General features: G+C 44.8%; 20 protein-coding genes. 13 read left to right on the top strand and 7 right to left on the bottom strand.

Translation table 11 applies throughout. The features are described 5' to 3' along the window. Positions 1-297 precede the first annotated feature (297 nt). A complete protein-coding gene (locus JNK13_00900; protein ID MBL7661286.1) occupies positions 298-651 on the bottom strand; it encodes a hypothetical protein in 354 nt (117 codons plus the stop codon). A gap of 192 nt (positions 652-843) precedes the next feature. On the opposite strand from JNK13_00900, the gene JNK13_00905 reads away from it, so the two are divergent. Continuing rightward, entirely contained in the window at positions 844-1,356 is a 513-nt protein-coding gene (locus JNK13_00905) for a hypothetical protein (GenBank protein MBL7661287.1), read from the top strand. Between the two features lie 506 nt (positions 1,357-1,862). Here JNK13_00905 and JNK13_00910 read toward each other — a convergent pair. Both JNK13_00910 and JNK13_00915 read right to left on the bottom strand, forming a co-directional pair. Continuing rightward, a complete protein-coding gene (locus JNK13_00910) occupies positions 1,863-2,057 on the bottom strand; it encodes a hypothetical protein (GenBank protein ID MBL7661288.1) in 195 nt (64 codons plus the stop codon). 84 nt (positions 2,058-2,141) lie between these two features. Further along, positions 2,142-2,447, bottom strand: a complete 306-nt coding sequence (locus JNK13_00915; GenBank protein ID MBL7661289.1) for a glycosyltransferase family 2 protein — start codon at positions 2,445-2,447, stop codon at positions 2,142-2,144. A 438-nt stretch (positions 2,448-2,885) separates the two neighbouring features. On the opposite strand from JNK13_00915, the gene JNK13_00920 reads away from it, so the two are divergent. From JNK13_00920 to JNK13_00935, 4 genes are all read left to right on the top strand, one after another. After that, positions 2,886-3,920, top strand: a complete 1,035-nt coding sequence (locus JNK13_00920; protein ID MBL7661290.1) for a M20/M25/M40 family metallo-hydrolase — start codon at positions 2,886-2,888, stop codon at positions 3,918-3,920. Positions 3,921-4,107: 187 nt separating this feature from the next. Continuing rightward, the gene (locus JNK13_00925; GenBank protein MBL7661291.1) at positions 4,108-4,743 is read left to right on the top strand and encodes a hypothetical protein; all 636 of its coding nucleotides are present in this window, start codon (positions 4,108-4,110) and stop codon (positions 4,741-4,743) included. 223 nt (positions 4,744-4,966) lie between these two features. Continuing rightward, positions 4,967-5,776, top strand: a complete 810-nt coding sequence (gene proC / locus JNK13_00930; protein ID MBL7661292.1) for a pyrroline-5-carboxylate reductase — start codon at positions 4,967-4,969, stop codon at positions 5,774-5,776. Position 5,777: 1 nt separating this feature from the next. Continuing rightward, the gene (locus tag JNK13_00935) at positions 5,778-6,077 is read left to right on the top strand and encodes a YggT family protein (protein MBL7661293.1); all 300 of its coding nucleotides are present in this window, start codon (positions 5,778-5,780) and stop codon (positions 6,075-6,077) included. A gap of 134 nt (positions 6,078-6,211) precedes the next feature. On the opposite strand, the gene JNK13_00940 is transcribed toward JNK13_00935, so the two are convergent. Beyond that, positions 6,212-6,571 (bottom strand): hypothetical protein, encoded by a 360-nt coding sequence (locus JNK13_00940; protein ID MBL7661294.1) that lies wholly within the window; start codon positions 6,569-6,571, stop codon positions 6,212-6,214. Positions 6,572-7,047: 476 nt separating this feature from the next. Here JNK13_00940 and JNK13_00945 point away from each other — a divergent pair, with 476 nt between their 5' ends. Then, complete coding sequence (locus JNK13_00945; GenBank protein MBL7661295.1) at positions 7,048-7,386, top strand: zinc ribbon domain-containing protein; 339 nt, start codon at positions 7,048-7,050, stop codon at positions 7,384-7,386. Between the two features lie 175 nt (positions 7,387-7,561). Here JNK13_00945 and recO read toward each other — a convergent pair whose 3' ends face one another. Continuing rightward, the gene (recO, locus tag JNK13_00950) at positions 7,562-8,218 is read right to left on the bottom strand and encodes a DNA repair protein RecO (protein MBL7661296.1); all 657 of its coding nucleotides are present in this window, start codon (positions 8,216-8,218) and stop codon (positions 7,562-7,564) included. Positions 8,219-8,498: 280 nt separating this feature from the next. Between recO and JNK13_00955 the strand changes: the two genes are divergently transcribed. The 6 genes from JNK13_00955 (at position 8,499) to JNK13_00980 (ending at position 18,777) form a co-directional block, all read left to right on the top strand. Continuing rightward, positions 8,499-9,167: a nucleotide exchange factor GrpE gene (locus JNK13_00955; GenBank protein ID MBL7661297.1), complete on the top strand. Its 669-nt coding sequence runs from the start codon at positions 8,499-8,501 to the stop codon at positions 9,165-9,167. A 162-nt stretch (positions 9,168-9,329) separates the two neighbouring features. After that, positions 9,330-11,264, top strand: a complete 1,935-nt coding sequence (gene dnaK / locus JNK13_00960) for a molecular chaperone DnaK (GenBank protein ID MBL7661298.1) — start codon at positions 9,330-9,332, stop codon at positions 11,262-11,264. Positions 11,265-11,387: 123 nt separating this feature from the next. Beyond that, on the top strand, positions 11,388-12,503 hold the full coding sequence (gene dnaJ, locus JNK13_00965; protein ID MBL7661299.1) for a molecular chaperone DnaJ: 1,116 nt from the start codon (positions 11,388-11,390) through the stop codon (positions 12,501-12,503). Positions 12,504-12,648: 145 nt separating this feature from the next. Further along, entirely contained in the window at positions 12,649-14,544 is a 1,896-nt protein-coding gene (locus JNK13_00970) for a penicillin-binding protein activator (protein MBL7661300.1), read from the top strand. Then, positions 14,444-16,918: an endopeptidase La gene (gene lon, locus JNK13_00975; GenBank protein MBL7661301.1), complete on the top strand. Its 2,475-nt coding sequence runs from the start codon at positions 14,444-14,446 to the stop codon at positions 16,916-16,918. The genes JNK13_00970 and lon overlap by 101 nt, the downstream gene beginning before the upstream one ends. A gap of 866 nt (positions 16,919-17,784) precedes the next feature. Next, positions 17,785-18,777 (top strand): hypothetical protein, encoded by a 993-nt coding sequence (locus JNK13_00980; protein MBL7661302.1) that lies wholly within the window; start codon positions 17,785-17,787, stop codon positions 18,775-18,777. Between the two features lie 803 nt (positions 18,778-19,580). On the opposite strand, the gene JNK13_00985 is transcribed toward JNK13_00980, so the two are convergent. Both JNK13_00985 and JNK13_00990 read right to left on the bottom strand, forming a co-directional pair. Further along, positions 19,581-19,916, bottom strand: a complete 336-nt coding sequence (locus JNK13_00985) for a hypothetical protein (protein ID MBL7661303.1) — start codon at positions 19,914-19,916, stop codon at positions 19,581-19,583. A 349-nt stretch (positions 19,917-20,265) separates the two neighbouring features. Next, positions 20,266-20,490, bottom strand: coding sequence for a flagellar biosynthesis anti-sigma factor FlgM (locus tag JNK13_00990; protein MBL7661304.1), 225 nt, complete (start codon positions 20,488-20,490; stop codon positions 20,266-20,268). A 361-nt stretch (positions 20,491-20,851) separates the two neighbouring features. On the opposite strand from JNK13_00990, the gene JNK13_00995 reads away from it, so the two are divergent. Then, positions 20,852-21,412 carry a nucleotidyltransferase domain-containing protein gene (locus tag JNK13_00995; GenBank protein ID MBL7661305.1) on the top strand — a complete coding sequence of 187 codons (561 nt, stop codon included), beginning with the start codon at positions 20,852-20,854 and terminating at the stop codon, positions 21,410-21,412. Positions 21,413-21,757: the final 345 nt, after the last annotated feature.

Here is a 21,757-nt window from a genome sequence, read left to right on the forward strand (position 1 = left end):
AACGAATAGATGAATCTGGACGATAATGTAGTTGGAGGTGTAATTTTAGGTTCTAAAAAGAGCGCTAGAAAGTAACCCCGTACCCACGGCCAAAAGGGGCCTACCTTTGCTCTCGATTTCGACAGCCATCGCTTAGCAACAATGCCAACGACTTCAATCTAACTATCAGAATTGATTCAATTAATAATTAACAAAATCATAGAAATAAAATTAAGTAATTATGATTAATTTTCTTGAAGGATAATAGTTTGCAACATAGTATTCTGTTTGCGCATCATAATAGTAATGTATGAATCTTTAACGTTTCCAATTATGATGAGAGATTTGAGATAGGTCTATTGGATTAAAATTTATGTTAAATTTACTTCTAAGATTATCATTATTGAACCTATATTTATTTTCTTGTTGGAACGTAGCTCTTTCATTGCCCCAATCTGATGGCAGTAATACTGGAATCAAGAAAAGTCTTAAAATTAAACCCGCGACCGATGAATGCTCTGGTTCGACTATGTCAATATTATGCACTAAGGAAATTTCTGGCGAATGTAATACAAGTACAACAAATTCTGCCGTATGCGAATGTAGTTGTGAAATTACTGGGGTTCCTCCAAGCCCTTTGCCAACGTGCCCCAGTATTTGTGCAACAAGCATCACCGGCTGCGGATCTACTGCCTACAGGGTTTCTTATAATAAATCTGACTTATCACAAGAATGTTCCGTTGAGATTGGCTGTAATGCTAGCCCCGAACCATCTACGATGATATTTAAATGCTCAAAATTATTTTCTGCAGGCGCTAGTGCTGGCTCTACTATGCAATCAGAGTATTAACTAAGGAGTTTTTTATGGTTACTCGAAATAAACTAATCATCGTTATTACAGCGATGTTATTCAGTATGGCTTTCGACAAATTTGCCTTGGCTGAAAAATCTCACTGCGATGAACCAACTAGCATGCCAAATTCTATTTGTCAGGATTTGAAAATATCAAGTACCTCAATTAGTTATACTTTTGCTCTGAATCACGTTGGTGGAAGGGAGGACGTTAAGGGACTTGCAGCTAAACTAAACCGACTTTGTGATGGTCTTTCTAGAGATCCAAAGTATTCGCAAGATTCTTGTCCTGATACAAACGGCGAATGTACGCTACCTTATGGATGTGCCGATGGAAATTTTCCTGGTGTCTGTTCATATGTAAATGAAGATAAATCTTGCATTAAAACAGCGAAAGCCAAGTTGATATCAAAGGTAAAAACAACTTATATCTATGAATTAAGAAACGAAACTACATGCCATTATACGTGTACAGAAAAATTGAATTCGTCAATATCTAATACTGATTCTAGTGCTATCTATTAAAAAAACACGAAATAGCTACTACTTAGTTACAATTACTAACGTATTTATTTATGGCTATACACAGAATCTCTTAACATGTTTTCCTTCTTAATAACTGAAATATTTTACGCGACACGCTACAAATAGACGAATCTGGACGATAATGTAGTTGGGAGTCTCTGCTTGTATTTCCACATGCGTGCTAGTAAATAACCTGCTACAAACGATCAAGTAGATTGTAAATTTATTTTAAGGAGAGATTATGGCTAAGTCACACAATGCACAGAAAAACGTTAAAAAAGCCCCACAAAAAACTAAAAAAGAAAAGCGCCAAGCTAAGATTGAGAAAAGAAACAGTAAGTAATTAAATTCGGGAAAAAGCCGAAGTGGAAAGTGTAGCCGGTATCGGCCACTTTCCCAAATAACCGCGCGAAGTAAGCTGCCCCGGTGTTATTGCGCGGGCAATAAAAATTTCGTCCGGGCATGCTCGCGCGCCAACGCCATAAATTCTGGACCTGCTTGCTCTTCTAAATTTTTATAAATTTATCACGCGCCGCCCGGATTAGAAAATCCCAGTCCTCGTAGACTGGAAATTTTAAGTCGTAACCTTGAACTTTCTCCCAGAGCGATTTTTTAAAAGCCAGAGAGGTGGCATAGATATAATTAGTAAAGAGTAATCTCGTAAAATCAAATTCTGAGGAGACGATTTTTTCGTCAATCAATTTGCCATCTTTTGTATAGGTCTGATAGCGCGTTGAGGTGTAGACCAGATCGGCGTCAGTATTTTTCAGGCCCGCGACTAAATTTTAGGGATGTTCTGGCGCATACAGATTATCATCATCGAGAATTGCAATGGCTGTAGCATTGGCATTTTCAATTCCAAGATTAAGCGCAGCGGAGCGCGGTAAAATTTTATTAGTTATAAGTTGCTTTAAGCCTGGAAGTTGTGCTGCAAATTGAGCAGTCGCAATCGGCTTACCCGCCGGACTCATCTCGAGCAAAACGACTTGGAAATTTTTAAAGGTCTGCTGCGTGAGACTCTTTAGGGCTTCTACCACTCGTTTTCGCCCTAGCGAGCGGATGATTACAGTGATCGGGTATCGCATGGCCATGATTTGTCAATGTCATGCAAGTTGCATATTAATTTGGTTTTTCCAAGTTACTTCTAGACTCGAAGAAAGCTTAATATATATCTAGCTTATAGTGAAAAAAGTTAAACGTTATAGTGAAGCTCTGAGCTTTTAGTGCGAAGCAAAACTTCCCAAGATTTGCCACTTTATTAAACTAAAGCAAAAATTTCTAGAGCACTTGCCTTTTAACGTAATTCTGCTATATTCACTCACAAATGCTAATAAGTTTTCCTACATTTTCTATCCCGGTTGATGCATTTTTAATGCAGCGACATCACAAACACGGCGCCTAGCGCCGCAATATTTTTAAGCTCTTAAAGCTACTCAGTTATCAATACTTTTTATTACTCTAGTTAGAGATTTATATAGTGCTCGCGCACTCTCAGCAGTACCCAGCTTTGGATTTGGGTAGGGGTTAATATGGAATTAAATGAAATCGTAGATTTGACGTTAAAGTTAATCGCGATTCCTTCAAACACACGCTCCGAGCAGAAAGTTATAGACTTTCTAAGAGATTTTCTTGGTCAATTTGCAACTGAAATTGAGCTGATTGAGGTTACGTCTGAACGTAAAAATCTTTTTCTGAGTTGGGGTAGACCTAAAATTGTATTTACAACTCACATCGATACGGTGCCCGGCTCGACCGCAGCACGAGTCGACGCGGAGAAAATCTACGGACGCGGAGCCTGCGATGCTAAGGGAATTGCGGCAACGATGATCGGAGTTATTTCACAATTGTTAAAAAGCGGTCAAAGTGATTTTGGCTTATTACTTGTTGTGGGCGAAGAAGAAGATGGAATTGGCGCACTGAGGGCAAGCAGATACCTACAAGGTCGTGGCATCGAATATATTATCAACGGAGAGCCCACGGAAAATAAATTAATGCTTGCAACTAAAGGCGGACTGGGAGGGCAAGTTGCGTTTACGGGAAGAGCTGCTCACAGTGGCTACCCAGAACTTGCCGTCGATGCCAATAATGAAATGTTGAATTTTGCATCAAGTTTAGCTGCTCAAAATTTTGGCCAAGACAATTTATTAGGACCAGCTACGATCAATTTTGGCTTGATTGCTGCTGATAATCAGCCCAATGTTATTTCTGACTACGCGACCCTGAGTTTTTTAGTACGCACAGTTAGCTCAAACGCAGATGTCTTAGCAAAAATTCAGACGCTCTGCTTAGATGGCGCTAAACTTTCAATTGATTATAACGTGCCAGCAATTAAATTAATGACATTGCCTGGATTCGATACAGCGATAGCTGCCTATGCTACCGATATTCCGAATTTTTCAGCACTCGAGGCGCGAGCAATTTTATACGGACCCGGATCGATTCAACAAGCACACACTGCAAACGAGTGGATTGAGATCGGCAGTATTCAACAAGCAGTCACTGACTATCAACGCATCTTCACGCTGTTAGTAAAGCAGCATTCTCATACTCTGCATCGACATTAAAACTCCAGAGCTTCCATACAATTTAATACGGGTAGTAGAAGTTAATCAGGTCATCCTCATTATCATCAGAGGAGGATGGCTTGAGATTTTAAGGGTTTTATTAATCTGTGTGTTTGTCAATGCATATTGTGCGTGGGTTCGAGTAGTTGCCATCTCACTATTGGAACCTATGCATAATGCTTCAAAAGTGAGAACTAATTTCGTCACTGCGGCTCAGTTCCCTGAGCCGCTACTTCCTGAATGCGCTTCAGTCTACATGGCGTGCTTCAATGGTGAGCCGTGGAATGAAGCGTGGACAATCGCAAGCGCTCTTGAGCGCTTCAGCGAGGCTGAAAAGCAAGGCGCAGATTTTATTTGTGCCTGTGAAGCTGAAACAGGTAAGGTCATCGGAATTGCGATTGGTGTTCCCAATGGCGCACCTTGTTTCAACGAGGATTCGCGCGCTTTTCTCGAAGAGCGCAACGTTCCTGCTAATGCTTACTACATCGCCGATGTTGCTGTAGTTCAGAGTGCTCGTGGACAGCACGTAGGACTGGAACTGACAAAATGTCTAGTGAGCTGTGCTTTTAAGCGTCAGCGAGAAATCGGTCGGCGCGGATACGAGGCGCAAGCGGAAGGCTGCCTCTATGGAGCTCAGCTGCCGCTGCTTCCAAACCTAATCCAAGGCGATGGAATCATTTCGCGCACACTGCCGACCAACGATGCGATGCTTGCGATCTTTCACAATCTGAAGTTTCGTGACATCGGCGTCAGGCCGGAGGAGACTGGAGGCAAGGTATCAGACCGCGTCTATCTTCATCATCCGACACTGTTGGACTGGTGAACTGCATCTGGGGTAGTGACCCTACCCCAGAAGAGCATTAGCAATCAAAACAGGGTTTTGAGACTTTTAAGGTATTAAAAAATCTCAAGCGCCATCGTCTACTAATCTCCAGAGAATTAAAATCTACTCTAATTCTTAAAGAACATGCCTGCTGTTGGCAAATCTTGCTGCGCTGAGTTATTCACTTTTAGTTGTAAATAAGAAGTAGCTTGGAGTTTTGGGGATGACAAATCAAGTTCAAGGAACAGTGGGGATTATCGGTTGCGGGAATTTGGGCCTGGCGATTTTGCGGGGCTTGGTGCTTTCAAAATCGCTTGCACCAGAAAAGTTATTTTTCGTTGACCATAACCCGGAGCGATCCAAGAAAGTTGCTGAGCAATTTAAAGTTACTAAGCTTGAGTCAATCAGCGAATTAAGTCGCAAAGTCGAGACAATTATTTGCGCAGTTAAGCCTAAAGATTTTTTCGCCGCAATCGCCGAAGTTCGTCAAACCCGCGACAATGCAAAACTGATTTCGGTAGCAGCAGGAATAAGAATTGCTGATATCCGTGATACACTTGGCGAGCAAAGCACAGTAGTGCGCGCAATTCCCAATATCCCCTGCCTTGTCGGCGCCGGGATGACTGGACTTTTTGGAACAGACTTGACCTTACTGGAAACAGCGCGAAGTATTTTTGCGCCAATCAGCGATGTCTATCTCGCTAGCGCAGAAAAAGAAATTGATATCATGACAAGCCTCTCAGCCGGTGGCCCAGCTTTTCTTGCTTTAGTGGCCGAGGCGCTTGCCGATGGTGGAGTCAAAATGGGACTGCCGCGCGACATCGCTTTGCAGGTTTCTGTGCAAACAATGCTTGGCACAGGGGCTTTTCTCAAAGAATCTCGTGAACATCCAGCCCGCTTAAAAGACATGGTCTGCACTCCAAATGGCACAACGATTCAGGGTATTCATGCGCTGGAACTTGCTGGAGTGCGTGCCGCCATGATCGATGCTGTGGAAGCTAGCGCGAAAAGAGCAATGGAGGATTTGGGATAAAATGATACTGCTTGCTAACTTTTTTATTGCCACAGCCAATTTGCTTGGCGGTCTGATTTCAATCTTTATTTTCTTGTTTATTGCACGGGCGATTTTATCCTGGGTCAATCCTGACCCGCGTAACCCGATTGTGCAATTTCTGTATGGTTCAACTGAGCCAGTTTTACGCAAAGTTCGCAGCAAAATCCCGCCAATGGGGATGTTTGATATTTCAATTGTAGTAATTATTCTCGGGCTTTATTTTATTGATCAGTTCTTGGTCGCCTCGCTACGCACTTACGGGCAAATGATGTTGAAGTAAGATTTTCTTGAGCTGACTTAAAATAAGGAGTCAGTAGATCGGGTCTTCCTGTCTTGAAGTATATTCCAAAAAACTCCTTAAAATGGATGCCTCTAGATGAATGGCGGGCGCTTGGCGGTGACAACTTGGCCTGACTAGCTCAAGGCTTGGACGCTCTGGAAGAATTCACGTAACTCATTAAGGAATTCCTCGAGTTCCTTGTCAGTCATGCTTGGACTCTCGCCGAGTGTTCTTGCTGCCTTTGTGACATACTTGTCGTTCAATGCGCTTAAGGCACCACGGGCCTGGTCTTTTGCATCACCGACAGTAGTCTCCGGCTTTGCGCAATCAATCAAGGCATACTCAACGACAGCCTTCGGACCACCTTCGTAGAGGCCATGTTGCTCGGTAGTCATTGTGAGGTTTCTCAATTTCTCCCCACCGTGCAGCGCTGCTGCACGGTCGACGATATCTGGATGCAAGTCCAGTTTTGGTTTTTTTCCAAATAATCTCATAATCAACTCCTATAACAAGTTTGGGCCTAAACATCCGCATTGGCGATTTAAGCCCAAACTCTACTAGGCGCGATCCAAAAAACCTTTTCCGATCTACTGATATTTTAAACTCCAAAGACTATAAGTCTCGAGCTATAGTCTTTGGAGTAATATCAATTTTACTTCTACAAAATATTAGTTTGATAAAAAAGAACAACGTCTTGGCTTACCAAGCCAGAACCAAGCCCTTATAACAAAAATCACAGGAAATAGGAATTTTGAGCAAATCCACTTGACGTCACGGGCCATTTTGATAATTGAATAAACGAATTTTTGAGGTAATGTTTTCAAGCCCCAAACCTTGTTTCAGAGCTTAATTTTGAGACAAGGTATAAATATAATTAATTTCGAGAAGCGGACTTTATAATTATAAACGAGCATCGCAGAAATTAATTATATTTATAGATTGGCCAAAAGTAAGCTCTGAAACGAGGTTTATGCCGACTTACGAATACAGATGTGATAAATGCGGAGAATTTGAGTTTGTTCAAAAAATCTCCGAAGATGCCCTTAAAACTTGCCCTACTTGTGGCGCCAAAGTAGAGCGCCTCTTAAGTGGCGGAGCATTTCATCTTAAAGGATCTGGTTGGTATAAAACTGATTACTCGGGTTCCTCATCTTCCGGGTCGACTAAGAAGCCTACAGCAAGTTCTGAAAAATCCGCCGAGACTTCAAGCACCGAGACTTCAAGTTCAACCAACACGACTAAAAAAACAGATAGCGGTTCAGGCAGTGGCGGTAGTGGGGGATGTGGTGGAGGCTGTAGCTGTCACTAGAGTTCCGATCGTGATGACTTAGGCTTGAACTTATACTTTTCCTTTCCCTTTTTAAATTAGGTGTGGACTCTATTCGGGATGGGACAAAATTTAATAAGGGGAAGGCAAAGTATAAGAGGAAGTATAAGTTCAAGCCTAAGCTTCGATGGAGCAGGATCACGGGGGGCAAAACCACTTACTCGCTCTGCGATTGCAATAACCCGCGAGTGCTTTTTAGATTTTTGCCAATGAAGTTTTGCGCGTGATTTACAAGCTCTAAAAATGCTTGCTCGTAGTCGCTTGCCACCAGCGTTAAGTTGCCCTCTTGCTTGATCACAGCTTCCCATCTTTTGCGCGTTTCTGGTCCAACACCCGCAGCATTAAGTAGTGGATCAACGCCCGTTGTCTGTAAAATGCGATAGATAAAAAGTGAGCCTGCTAAAAACAACTCGTTTCGTGATTCTAAGCTATCGAGACAGGCCAAGCAGGCTTGTGTTGGCTCGTAATAACGCGTACTTGCTGGGTCGCCTTCTTGTGAAATCACCAGCACAAGCTCTAAGCAAATTGCGGCAATATGAAAGCGCTCGTAATTTTTTCTTAATCCAAGATAATTTGTGCGCGAGCGGATGCCTACAAGACTGGGCATGCCGCCACTACGAAAAGCTTCTTCAAGCTCAAAATCGCCACTGTCGAAAACATCAATTCCGCCCGAAAAACGTTTACTGCTTTTACGCACTCCACGGGCGTATGCAGCGAAACGTCCCTGGTTTTTCCCAAGGATTGTTAAAACCGCATCACTTTCTTTATGTGGACTGACGCGCAAAATTATGCCGGGCTCGACTTGGGACTGCATAGCACAGTTAGAGCAGATCATGATTAGATCGAGCAAATGATTATCTGCGCTAAGCTGTGTAGGTCAGAGTCAAAGCTCCACCCTAATATCTAGGAAAGGTGCTCATTACCAGACTACATAATCTATCGAGACAAAACAGTATTTCTTGATTTGTTTGCTTGCCAATGTTAACCCTCGCAAGCTTATTTGTTAACCCTATACCCCTTATGCAACTTGGAGTTTTTATTCAGTGAGTCCCGGCAGATTTTCTTTTTTAAAAGGTAAGAAGCAAGAAGGAGCTGTGAGCGAAGCTCCGGAACAAGGAGAAGCAGTAGCACAAATGGCTAACGATAGTTCACAAATCGAAGAAACTCAAACGACACAAGACGGCACTATGCTAGAGGACGAGACTGAACTTGATACTGCAGCGCCAGCCGAGGTCTCCGGTGACGAGGGTTTGAACGAAAACCAAACATTGGCAAAACTTCGCACCGAAGCTGATGCAAACTATGACAAGTATTTGCGAGCAGTGGCTGAATTAGAAAATTTCAAAAAGCGCGCCCTTAAAGAACGATCTGACTTGCTAAAGTATACTGGCGAGAATGTTATTTTTGATCTGCTTGAAGTCGTCGATAACCTCGAGCGCGCCCTCAGTCACAAAGACACAAATTCAGTTGATGAGTTGGTGAAGGGCATTGAGATGATTCGTAATCAGTTTGTCAGTATTTTGGATAAACATTCAGTGCGGGCAAAGGCTTGTCGAGGGGAGAAATTCGATCCCAACATGCACCAGGCAATGGCCTCAGTGCCTTCTGAGGCAGAAGCGCCAGGCACAATCCTCGAGGAATACCGTAAGGCCTATATGTATAAAGATAAGTTAATTCGCCCAGCTCAAGTTGTAGTTTCAATTGCTAAAGAAAATACAACTAACGCTACGGAAAAAACTGCCGGTGAAAATGGGGGAAAGTAGGATAATCTCGGGAAATTCAGCTGTAAAATATCCCGCGTGAGAATAAGATTAATGATTATAGTCAGTTAGGATTTAAGAATTAATAGCTGCAAACTTGCCTTTTAAAAGATTGATTATTACCTAAGAGGCTAAGATTTTAGAGAATTTTGTAAGGAGAGCAACATGTCTAAAGTGATTGGAATTGACCTGGGAACGACAAACTCTTGCGTTGCCGTCATGGAAGGAAAAGATGCGGTGGTAATCGCTAACAGTGAAGGCGGACGCACCACTCCATCTGTAGTAGCGGTGAATGAATCTGGCGAAAGACTTGTCGGTCAGATTGCTCGTCGTCAGGCTGTGACAAATCCAACCAATACAATTTTCGCCGTTAAGCGTCTGATTGGACGTAAGGGCTCGAGCAAGGAAGTCGAGAAGGCTAAGGCGGTGTTGCCTTACGAAATTCAAACACTCGACAATGGCGATGCTTGCGTTGTGTTGCGTGGTGAGAAGAAAAGCCCGCAGGAAATTTCTGCTTACATTTTGCAAAAAATGAAACAAACTGCTGAAGATTACCTCGGCGAGAAGGTAAGCCAAGCTGTGATTACAGTTCCGGCTTATTTTGATGATGCTCAGCGTCAAGCCACAAAGGATGCCGGCCGTATCGCTGGTCTTGAAGTATTACGTATCATAAACGAACCAACTGCCGCTGCACTTGCTTATGGTGTAGATAAGAAGGGTGACAAGCGCATCGCAGTTTTTGACCTTGGTGGTGGAACATTCGATATTTCAATCCTTGAACTTGGGGAAGGCGTATTTGAAGTTAAGTCTACTAACGGTGACACTTTCTTAGGCGGTGAAGATTTCGATATTAATATCGTTAATTTTCTTGCTGATGAATTCAAAAAAGACCAAGCGATTGATTTACGTAAAGACACCATGGCTTTGCAGCGTCTGAAAGAAGCCGCTGAAAAAGCTAAACACGAGCTTTCGACTTCAATGGAAACAGATGTAAATCTCCCATTTATTACTGCCGATGCCTCTGGTCCAAAGCACTTAAATATTAAGTTAACACGTGCCAAGCTGGAAGCACTTTGCGACGATCTCTTGAGTCGCCTCGATCAGCCTTGCCGCACGGCCTTAAGTGACGCGGGTTATTCTGCTAAAGACATTGACGATGTGATTCTTGTCGGTGGAATGACGCGCATGCCTGCAGTGCAAGAACGCGTGCAGAAAATTTTTGGCAAATCGCCAAGTAAGAATATTAACCCGGATGAAGCTGTTGCAATTGGCGCGGCGATTCAAGCTGGCGTGCTTAAGGGCGATGTTAAGGACGTGCTACTACTTGACGTGACGCCATTAAGTCTTGGGATTGAAACCCAAGGCGGCATCATGACTAAGTTGATTGATAAGAATACAACTATTCCTACTAAGAAAAGCCAGGTTTTTTCCACGGCAACTGATAGCCAGCCAGCTGTAAGTATTCACGTGCTACAAGGTGAGCGTGAAATGGCGTCAAATAACAAAACGCTTGGTCGTTTTGAGCTTGTCGGTATTCCACTTGCACCGCGCGGTGTGCCGCAAATCGAAGTTACCTTTGATATTGACGCAAACGGCATTGTGCATGTTTCGGCTAAAGACCTGGGCACAGGTAAAGAGCAGTCAATTAAGATCACTGCCAGCTCAGGACTTTCTGAGGAAGAAATCAAAAAGATGGTGCGCGATGCTGAAGAGCATGCAGCTGAAGACAAGGAGCGCAAGCTGCTTGTTGAAGCGCGTAACCAGCTTGATGGTTTAATTTACTCAACCGAAAAATCCTTGAATGAGCATGGTAGTGCCCTTGAAGCTGCCGATAAAACTCAATTGGAAACTGCCCTTGAAGATGCAAAACGCACGCTTAAGGATTCGCAGAGTCCAAGTGAAATTCAGTCTGCAACTGAGCGCTTAACACAAGTTGCCCATAAGCTTGCCGAGCAAATGTATAAAGCTGCAGCTCAAGCCCAAGCCGGACAGGCTGGCGCTACTCAAGACGGAGCAGCAGAACAGACCTCAACTTCAAGTTCGTCAACAGGCGCTAGTGGCGACGATGTAGTTGATGCTGATTACGAAGAGGTTAAGTAGCAATGCTTTGATTGCAAGCCTCGTGCTTGTAGAATTTGCGCAGCAATCTAGTTTCCAAGTTAAACGCTTGATTTTTTAGATTGCTGCAGTTGCCTCAGGGGCTGGAATCCTCAAAGATCAAATATGTCAAAACGTGATTATTATGAAATTTTAGGCGTAGCGCGCAGTGCTTCTGCTGATGAAATTAAGAAAGCCTATCGTCAAGCTGCGTTGAAATTTCATCCCGACCGTAATCCCGGCAATAAGGAAGCTGAAGCTAAATTTAAAGAGGCATCGGAAGCCTATAGCGTGCTTTCTGATGCGGACAATCGCCGCAAGTATGATCAGTTCGGACATGCAGCTTTTGGTAGTGGTGCCGGCGGGGGCTTCCAAGGCGATTTCAGTCATTTTGCCGAAGACATTTTTGGCGATTTATTCGGAGCTTTTTTTGGAACAAGTGGGGGTTCGCGCACACAGAGTCGAGTGAAGCGCGGTAGGGACTTACAGTTCTCGCTTGAAATCACGCTTGAAGAATCTGCAACTGGCATAGAAAAACAAATTTCCTATGCACGCCCCGCGCCGTGTGAAACTTGCGAAGGCAGTGGCGCCAAAAAGGGAACAAGCGCAGAGACCTGTAAGCAGTGCGGTGGCGCAGGCCAAATCCGCATGCAACAAGGATTCTTTGCGATCTCTCGTCCTTGTGCAGTGTGTCGCGGTGAAGGAAAAGTTGTCGCCAATCCCTGCGCTGACTGTAATGGGGCAGGCCAAAAAACCAAGAAAGTTAAGCTCAACGTCAAAGTCCCAGCAGGGATTGATGATGGTCAGCGTTTAAAACTTCAAGGCGAAGGTGAAATGCTAGGTAAGGGTGCTGTCAATGGTGACCTTTACGTCGTGGTGCAAATTAAAGACCATAAATTTTTTGAGCGCCGCGAATCAGAAATTTATTGTGAAGTTCCAATTAGCTACACTCAGGCTGTTTTAGGTGGTGAGGTTGAAGTTCCGACATTGCATGGTAAGGTGTCGCTGAAAATTCCATCTGGCACTCAATCCGGAAAAGTATTTAGAATCCGTGGAAAGGGCGTTCCAGATATTCAAAGCGGAAAAGTAGGGGATCAGCATGTTCGGATTTATGTTGCAGTGCCAAAGTCAGTTGCCGGAGAAGAACGAAAAATTATTGAACAGCTTGCAAAGGTCGAAGGCAAACCTCTGCCGGCCGAGGGGAAGTCGTTTTTCAACAAAGTGCGCGATCTCTTCGACTAGCAGGTCTAATTTTGGGCAAATACTTCGTTGTGAAAAATTTTTTCGGAACCTCGTTTATCGTTACATAAAGTCGGTTCCTAAAAAATTTTCACGCCTCGCCTTTGCCTCAAAATTAGACCTGCTAAGAGTTAGTAACCTTGAGCCAATGACCCGAGCGATCTCGTTCAGGAAACTGATTACTGTTGCAATCTTTATCGTCCTATCGGGCTGCTCTTCCAGTGAGATTGCTAATCCATTTTCAGAATCTAATAGCACTACAACTCCAGTCCAGCAGATTGTAGTTAAAGCACCTTGGGAAGCTGGTGAATTATCAGCTGACGGCAAACGTCTTGCGGAATTACTTAAAACGGGAAATTCGGATGGAGTTTTGAATCTACTTGCTGGACTAAGCCAGTCTACTGGGCAAAAGCCCGACATGCTAGCTCCTGAATATGCAATCATGGCCGCGTATGCCTACTTACATAAACGCGATTTTGACCAAAGCCTTGCCTGGTTTGGCGTAACGCTCCAACAAAAAAGTGAAGGCTGGATCGCCAAGGCTGCTGCTGCTGAAGTTAAGAAAATTCTCCAGGGTTTATATCCAACAAATTTTTCTGCTGCCCTGCAACGTTGGAACTCTCACCGCATTATTTCCGGCTTTGTCTTCGATGAGAAAATGCGCCGCGATGCTGGAGGCACTCCTCTGGTTGCCAATTTTGAAGCTTATTTCCTACCGCAAACTTACGCCGCAAAGTCGCAAGTTGTTGCAGCAGCGGCCTTAAATCTTCAGCAACCGAGCGATGGAGTAATCCGCATCGGAGTAATCTTACCACTGTCAGGAAAGTATGCCGCACACGGACTCCAGGTCCGTCACGGCATTGAACTTGCATTGCAGGAGGCTACGGAGCGCGGAGTAAAAGTCGAACCGCTTTTTGTCGATGGTGAGACGACTCCCGAGCAGGCGCGTGCGGAATACTTACGCCTGGTTACTCAAGACAAATGCGCAGTTGTGCTTGGTCCACTTCAGGCGCGAGCTGCGGAAAGTGTGGCTGAGGCCTCTGTTACGACCGGCATTCCCTTTATTACTTTTACAAAACGCCCTAACATTACCGATCTTTCTCCTGCAGTGTTTCAGCTTGGCGCAACGGCTGAAAACCAGATTTCAGAGTTACTTAACTTTGCTACGCGGCAACTTGGAATGACGCGTTTTGGTTTAGTTTCGCCGGTAGGGGAAACTCATCAAGAGTTAAAAAATGCGTTTATACAAGGCTTAACTAGTGTCGGCGCTGAGCTTGTTGGTAGTGTCAGTTATCTTCCTGGCGATGAGAATTCTGTGACCCAAGCTTTAGATGCTTTTCGTGGCTCGGCAGAAATGCGCCCGCCTCAGGCAATTTTTGTGGCAGACACACTGCAAGGCGCGCGAAGTTTTGTTGAACTCTTAAAATCCTCTCAATTACGCGACACGGTTTTACTTGGCTCAGCACTCTGGGACGACGAGAAATCAATCCGTGCATTTGGCAAAGCACTGACTGGGGCATATTTTGTTTCAGCATTTTTTACGAAAGGGCAAAATCCCTCAATCCAGGCCTTTAAAGATAAATTCTTTATGCAGTTTCAAGGCCAGCCTGAGCTACTTGCCGCCCAAGGATATGACGCTACCAGCTTACTTCTGCAGCAAATCAGTGCAAATAATAATTCTCAACAAATTGCTGAGGGAATTAAGAAAACCCAAGAATTTATGGGTGTTACTGGAAAGCTCAATGTTGAGCCTACAGGAGAAATAAATCGATCTATGGTGGTTGTGAGTCTAAATAATGGGGAAGTAAGCGAGGCGACTACAAGTTCGGGCTTACCTCCTGCGCGACGCGTGCTTACGGCCCCAGGCCAGAATGACAATAGTCAAGGCTATCAGGGTCAGGCACAAGGCGCAGACACGCGACTAGGAGAGAAATCAGGTTTTTATGGCACGCAAGAAAACACGCAACAGTATTCGGCGCAAGCAAACGCAGGCAGCCAAACCCCGTACTACCGGGCAACGTCCGACACGGCGCACATCGACTGAAATACTTCCTTATATCCCGGTGCGGGAACTGATCTGCTTCCCGGGAAGTATGATCCCTGTAACGCTCTTTGATTCTCCACATGTGCGTGGAGTTAATGCCGCGCTGAAAGGTGCAAAAGAAATTATCCTCGTCAATCAAATTGCTGACGATCATAATGAAGCACTTACGGCCGATCATGTGCTGCCCGTTGCTGTTGTTTGTCGAATCGTCAATAGCATGCACATGCCCAGTTCAGAGTTACGCATCCGTTTACAAGTGCTTAGCCGCGCCAAGGTGCATAAGGTTACACAAAGTGGCACATATCCACGCGTACAAATTACTCGCTTGGCGAATAACCATCCGCAGAAACTTAGTCGCGAACAGCAAAAGCTTATTTCGAGCGTGCAAAATAAATTCACGCAATTAAGCCAGATTGATGAAAACGCTTCTGCATACGAATTGATGGTGCAAGATACTTATGAACCAGGCGAGCTTGCCGACCTTGTGGCGATGGCACTGCCGCTGGAATACAAAGATGCCGAACCAATTTATCTAGAATGCGACGCTTTTAAGCGCCTTGATGCAGTGGCAAAGATCTTAGCTTCACACCTAGATCTAGTTTCTATTCGCGAACGGATTTCTGACCGCGCACGCAAGGAGCTTACTAAGAGTGAACACGAGACTTTACTGCGCGAGCAAATTCGTCAGATTCAAGCTGAACTTGGCGAAGAAACTGATGACACTGACGAACTTGAAACACTCGAGCAGCAGTTGAAAAAAAGTAAAATGCCGCCTGCAGTAAAAACTGAGGCAACCAAGCAATTGCGACGCTTAAAGCAATTACATCCTGACACGAGTGAAGCTGCGCTGGCGCGCACCTATATTGACTGGATGGTGGATTTACCTTGGGCGACGCGCACAAAAGATAGCCTTGATGTTAAAACTGCTCGTCAGATTCTGGATGAGGATCATTATGGCCTGGAAAAAACCAAGGAACGTATTCTTGATTGTCTTGCTGTAGGTAGACTCAAGAAGAACATGCGTGGCCCAATTCTTTTATTTGTTGGTCCTCCAGGTGTAGGAAAAACTTCTCTCGGTCGCTCGATTGCGCGCGCTTTAGGGCGTAAATTTGTGCGCGCTTCTGTCGGAGGACTACGTGATGAAGCTGAAATTCGTGGGCATCGCCGCACCTATGTTGGAGCTCTGCCTGGGCGCATTATTCAAGGTTTAAAAACTGCACAAAGTAAGAATCCAGTTTTTATACTGGATGAAATTGATAAAATCGGCTCGGATTTTAGAGGCGACCCAGCTTCGGTGTTACTTGAAGTTTTAGATCCTGCGCAAAACGCCAACTTTGAAGACCATTACTTAAACGTGCCCTTTGATTTATCCGAAGTGATGTTCATTGCAACTGCAAATGTCACCGATAACATTCCTTCAGCCTTACTTGACCGCATGGAAATTATCGAAATCCCCGGTTATACCGCAGAGGAGAAGATCGAAATTGCCAAGCGTTATATTGTCCCCCGCGAACGATCCGAAAATGGGCTTGATAAAATTATCGACGGTAAGCATGATTTCCAGATTCCGGAAAAATCCATTCAGTTTGTAATTGAAGGCTATACGAGGGAGAGTGGGGTGCGTGAATTGACGCGCACGATTAGTTCAATTTGCCGCAAAGTTGCGCGCCTCGCAGCTGAGGGTCAAGATTTACCGCGCACAATTACTCCGCAAGTGATCGAGAAATTCCTCGGCCCAGTGATGTTTATTGCCGACCGCAAACTCAAAGATCCGCAGGTTGGCGTGGTCACAGGACTTGCTTGGACGCCAGTTGGTGGGGAAATCCTCACAATCGAAGTTTCCTCAACCCCAGGTAAAGGGCAACTTTCACTTACTGGGCAACTGGGTGAAGTCATGCGTGAGTCTGCGATGGCGGCTTTAACTTACGTGCAAGCTAGTGCAGAGGAGCTGGGTATTAATCCGGAAATTTTTGAGAAAGTTAATCTGCATGTGCATGTTCCGCACGGCGCAATCCCCAAAGATGGGCCATCTGCGGGGACAGCAATCGCAACAGCCTTAGTGTCTGTGCTGACTGGAAAACCGATTTCTAACAATATTGCGATGACTGGTGAAGTGACCTTGCGTGGCAATGTGCTTGCAGTTGGTGGAGTGCGCGAGAAGGCTTTGGCGGCATTACGCGCCGACATTCCGGTTGTGATTATTCCTGAAGATAATAAACGCGAGCTGGTGGAATATCCTGAGTATTTAAAGTCTAAGGTGACATTTGTGCCGGTGAAGACTGTAACTGAGGTGATTAAGCTAGCCTTATCAGAACAGGTGCATAATTTGACGGAAACTGTACACGTCTCCAAACCCACGATTTTGAAAAAGTAAGGCCCTGGTTGATCCTGGTGAGGCGGATTGCCTGCGGCAATTTTTTGCAAATACTGCTGGGAGGATAGCCTTCACAATCACTCAGGATTTGCTGTTATTGCAACGCTTACGCCGAGGGCTCGGGTCGAAGGCAGGGTAGACCCCGCAATCTGTTAACTTGGTTATTCATCGTCATTGCGAGGAACAACGTGACGAAGCAATTTGTTCACTTAGTAATTCATTGGTCATTGCGAACGCAGTGAAGCAATCTGTTCATTTAAAATGATAAATATAATTTAGCGGTAAACAGATTGCCGCAGTCGAACAAACAAGTTTGTTCTCCTTCGCAATGACACGAAAAGCAAACAGATTGCCGCGCTTGCTATCGCAAGCTTGCAATGACCCAAGATGCAAGCAGCTCGCCATGCTTTTGCTGTTTAAATTTGCAACGACACGAAGCGTTAACAGATTGTTGCCCTTCGACTGCACGTTTGATTACAATAAACTCTGATCGCGTAAATCTCCCGTTCTGACTTGTCCGTCATGTCTGCAAGGCCGCGTAGGAGCAGGAACTTGGCCAAGATCGGGGCTGAATCAGAAATTCCAGAGACCAAAGTCCGCACGATGACAAAATCCTTCATTTCTGTTAAACTAGTCGGATGTCGGCCGGCAGTTATGGCCCGTTCTTTACCATATTTCTATCTTGAGTAGTCCCATCAAGGAAATGGCTGCGGTCATAACCTTATCAGGTTTTATCAAAATACTTGCTTTGATTTTAAATTACGAAGTCGTCGAGGAGTATTCTTCTCGACGACTTCGTAAGGAGTCAAAGCACGCTTTCTAAAAGGAGAGGAAACTCTTCGAGGGGGAAAGCGTAGGAGATAATCATGTCAATCGACCCAACTGGCGCAGTATTGGAGCGCCCTAACAATCAGGAAGTGCCGACGGATTCGGCACAACAACAAGGCAACGGAGGAGAAGTCGCGATGGAAGGATTCAGCCTCGAGGCGATGCTGGAGCAGCACGGGCATCTTGATGTTGCAAGCCTCGAAAAGGAGGTTGGTGCATTGGAGGAGGACATTCGTCGTGCCGTTCCTGCGATCACTCAAGAGATGATGAGGCGTCCTGCTGTTGCTGCAAATGTCAAAGGCCTCGAGAAAGCGCTCAAGGCTTACGATCAAGGAGAGCATACTAGGGAGACTCTTCTTAGTCTTCTTGGGCTTGGTAAATGGGCGATCAGAATCACGACCGATCCAAAAGCCGTGACCGAATCATCAGCGAACAGAAAGGGAAATCCGCGCAAAAGACCCGGGCACGGGAAGCACGGAGATCTTGGGCGAGTGTCAGCTCGGGCCAAAAGCCTTCGACCAGCAGTTGAAAAGCTTCTCAAAGACGTTCAGCTGAAAGATTCCGATCAAAGCCCGCGTGCACAAAAGATCAGAAAACTCAGAAGTCTTTGGGATTCGGGAAAATCGGGCCAGCACTGTGCCGAAACTCTCGAACTTGAGCAGTGGATGCTCAAGCACTTGAAGCCACCAAAGGGAGCGAGAGGCGTGCTTCTAAGTAACAAGGCTAAGAAGCCTGGCGGAAAAGACACGAAGCATCCTGGGCGTGAAGTTGAAGAAGCGCTCACGGGGCAAGACGAAGATGAGCCCTTGGATTTCAATCTCGAGCTGGCTTCCGAAGATCAGAAAACGGTATACGCCCAGGGCTTAGCCCTCAGAAAGGAAGGCGTGAACTCAGAAGATGCGGTTGCGGGATTTACAGCGGCTCTCACCGTTTGTGCTTCCGATTGCAACGCGGAGCTGCTGGCGGCATTTCGTGCTGGACTCGAAAAAGCACGACAAGGAGGTGGTTCTGAGCAAACCGTGACTGGTTAATCTCCTACTACGGGTCTCCTACTCAGGTTCTCATGCGAACAGGTTTAGGAGGCCTGTGGCCACTTTCTTGATGGGATGAAATTAAGATAGTTTTCAATGTGTTTATGCAGTGTGACAATTTTGTTATGTTCTGCTAAAATCTGGCGCTTGTTAAGCGTTAACAAATGCCGTTCTTTGTCATTTCTTTATGAGTAGTCCCATCAAGTGATTGGCTGCAAGCTAATCCTAAAAAGGTTTTTTATTTCGTTTCTAATTTCCGTGAAGTCGAAAAGAGTTATGTTTCATAACGCACACGGCTCTTTTCGGCTCCACTTGGAATCGAAATTAAACTCGGAGAAATCAACTATCAAATGACTCCACACAGAAGTGATTCGGAACTCGTCGGCGACGTTTATGGCTTTTTTAAGGCAAAGGGAATGGAAGTGGTGTGCACCGCTGAAGGGGGCAAGGTTTTCGTGAAGCCTAAAGAAGGCTCTCGAACTCACCGCAAAGCAGTTTTCGAAGCCCTGCGTGACCGATCCTGTTCGCAACATCCCATCTGGCCCGTCAAGGTCGCCAGAGGTGGAGAAAACGGCGTCGAACTTACTCGCAAAGCTAAACAGCAGCGAGCTGATGTTGATTCACGTACTAGGCGGCGCTGAGACCTAATCCCAACAGCTAGTTGCCGAGCTTACTGACAGGTTTATTCAAACAGGTTTAGGAGCTCGGCAGCCACTTTCTTGATGGGATGAAAAATTGATTTGTTGTTTAAAATCAGGGGGAGGTTAAGGGATTGGACCTTAAGAAAAACCTCCCGGAGTTGGTCATGTCCAGGCGTTGCTTTCGTCTGGATCTGTTGACGCGACTTTGATCTGTGCCGCCTGGATCTCAAAGTGAGTTCCTGGGCCGTTAATCTCGATACGAATGGTCAAGCCAGCGCACCAAGGCAACGGGAAGGAAACAGATCGCGGACAGCCGTTGCCGTCACTGAGCGTTTCTTCGAAAGGTTTTACGCTTTCGTTTTGAGCTGCAAGCGATGTCGGCACTTTGACGATGACCCGATTCCCGTCAACGAAGATCAACGCAACGTGCGAGCCTCCGACGGAAACCAGCGCCGCCTTACCTAGGGCGATGCATTGTTGAGGTGTTTGATTTCCCATGGGCGTAAAAACGCGAAAGACTCGCGCTCTTAAGTCCACGGGTTATTAACACAGTAAGAAACCTAATAATTCCCTTAATCCTCTACCCAATAAAAGGTTATGCTTAAATCTTGGCAATTAGTGATTAATTCAAAATATCCAATGATTTGCTGGAGATAGCATGGAAATTAAACCCATTTATTCTTGGAACTCCTGCAAGGACAATCTCGGACATGAAAAAACTTTGGGTGATTTGATTTTAAATCAAACCACCCAAAGCGGTGCGTGTGTGTGAGGTCTAGAGGTCACGTTTTTTCAAACTTGCTCCCGAGACCGGAGGAGGAAAATCTATTAATACTAAATCCTTACTTTATTTCTTTAATCCTAACATTGATCGGGCTACGTCTTCTGAAGATACTGCGTAAGTGCCTTCTGCGAGCTCTTTCTTAATTCTTTCTACTTTACGAATTCTTTCTGCTAACCATTGTAATTTAAGCAGTGTTGCTTTACGTGGGCGCCTGACTTCAATGCCTTCACTGGAAACTGCATCTTCATTTGAGATTTCTAGTGCAATTTTTTCAACTGTGTTTTCCATGTCCGACCCTCTTACTTAAAGTGCTGTGTTTAGTAATGACACCGCCAACTATCCGATTATTTGGATGCCTCGAGTTTCAGGAAGTGTTCAAATTTGTTCACCCCATTGCCTCTTAAGTAATGTTAACGGCAGGTTTTTCGAAAAACTTTAGAAAAATGTACAGTTAATTGTACATTTTTGTGCAAAAATATTTGTTCAATAAAATCAAGTGGTTGCGAAGGGGGCTGCCACTGTGGTCGACACTGTGCTCGAGCCATTGTCAACAGTAGTTAGCGACTAGCACCGAGTCTCACGGATAATTGATGCTATAGATTGCATAACTATATGCTACATTGCATAATAAATATGTGCATTAGCTATTATGGACCATCAATATTACATCATCGACAGCCAGAAATTTAATTCTGCACTTGAACGCGCTGGTTATGATTCTTTGTCGGAGCTAGCTTCAAGGATTGGCGTGCACCGCAACACGCTCCATCACTATCTATCCGGAACATCAGTATTTCCTGATTCCTTAAATAAACTCTTTTTTGCCTTGGCAGTCGAACCAGAAGACATTATTGCGAAGCCAAAAAAACAATACACTCTGGAACTAGTTGTTCCGATCGTTGATGCCATACTAAAAAAATATCCAGAGTGTTGCCTAGTGCTGTTTGGGTCACGCGCACGAGGTGGTGCAAAGCAATTTTCTGATTTTGATCTTGGTGTTTACTGTGAAAAAGGTTTGGCGCATGCAGACTATCGATGTTTAGTTGAGATTAAGGAGAAACTGTCTGAGGACCTGCCAATATTTATTGATTTGGTGAATTTAAACAAAGCCGACGACAATTTCCTGAAAAGTATTGGGCCGGGCATGAAATTTTTAGGTGGACGTTTAAGTGATTGGTTGAAACTCCAAAGGAAGTGTCGGAGTAAATAATTTGGTAATGAATAGATCGTGTAAATTACTCTTTTTTCATTGTCATCCTGAGCGAGTTTCAGGCGAATGTTAATGAGCATGATAACGAGTCGAATGGATCTCCAAAAAGCGTGGCTTTAGAGGTTCTAGTAATTGGAGACCACGCAACTCAGGATGTTCGCTTTTCTCACGTAAAATTTGCTCTGGACGACATTCATCAACGATCGCAATCTATCCGTGCACGATTATTTAGGCGTTGAAAATCAAGATTTCCTTGAAACAGTCGAAACTTTTTTATCGCGAAGCACTGAAGTTCTTGAAAAAGCTGAGCTAACTTTTTTAGAAATCCCAAGAGATGATTTAAGT

The sequence above is a fragment of the bacterium genome (assembly GCA_016786595.1).
Lineage (GTDB): Bacteria > Bdellovibrionota_C > UBA2361 > SZUA-149 > JAEUWB01 > JAEUWB01.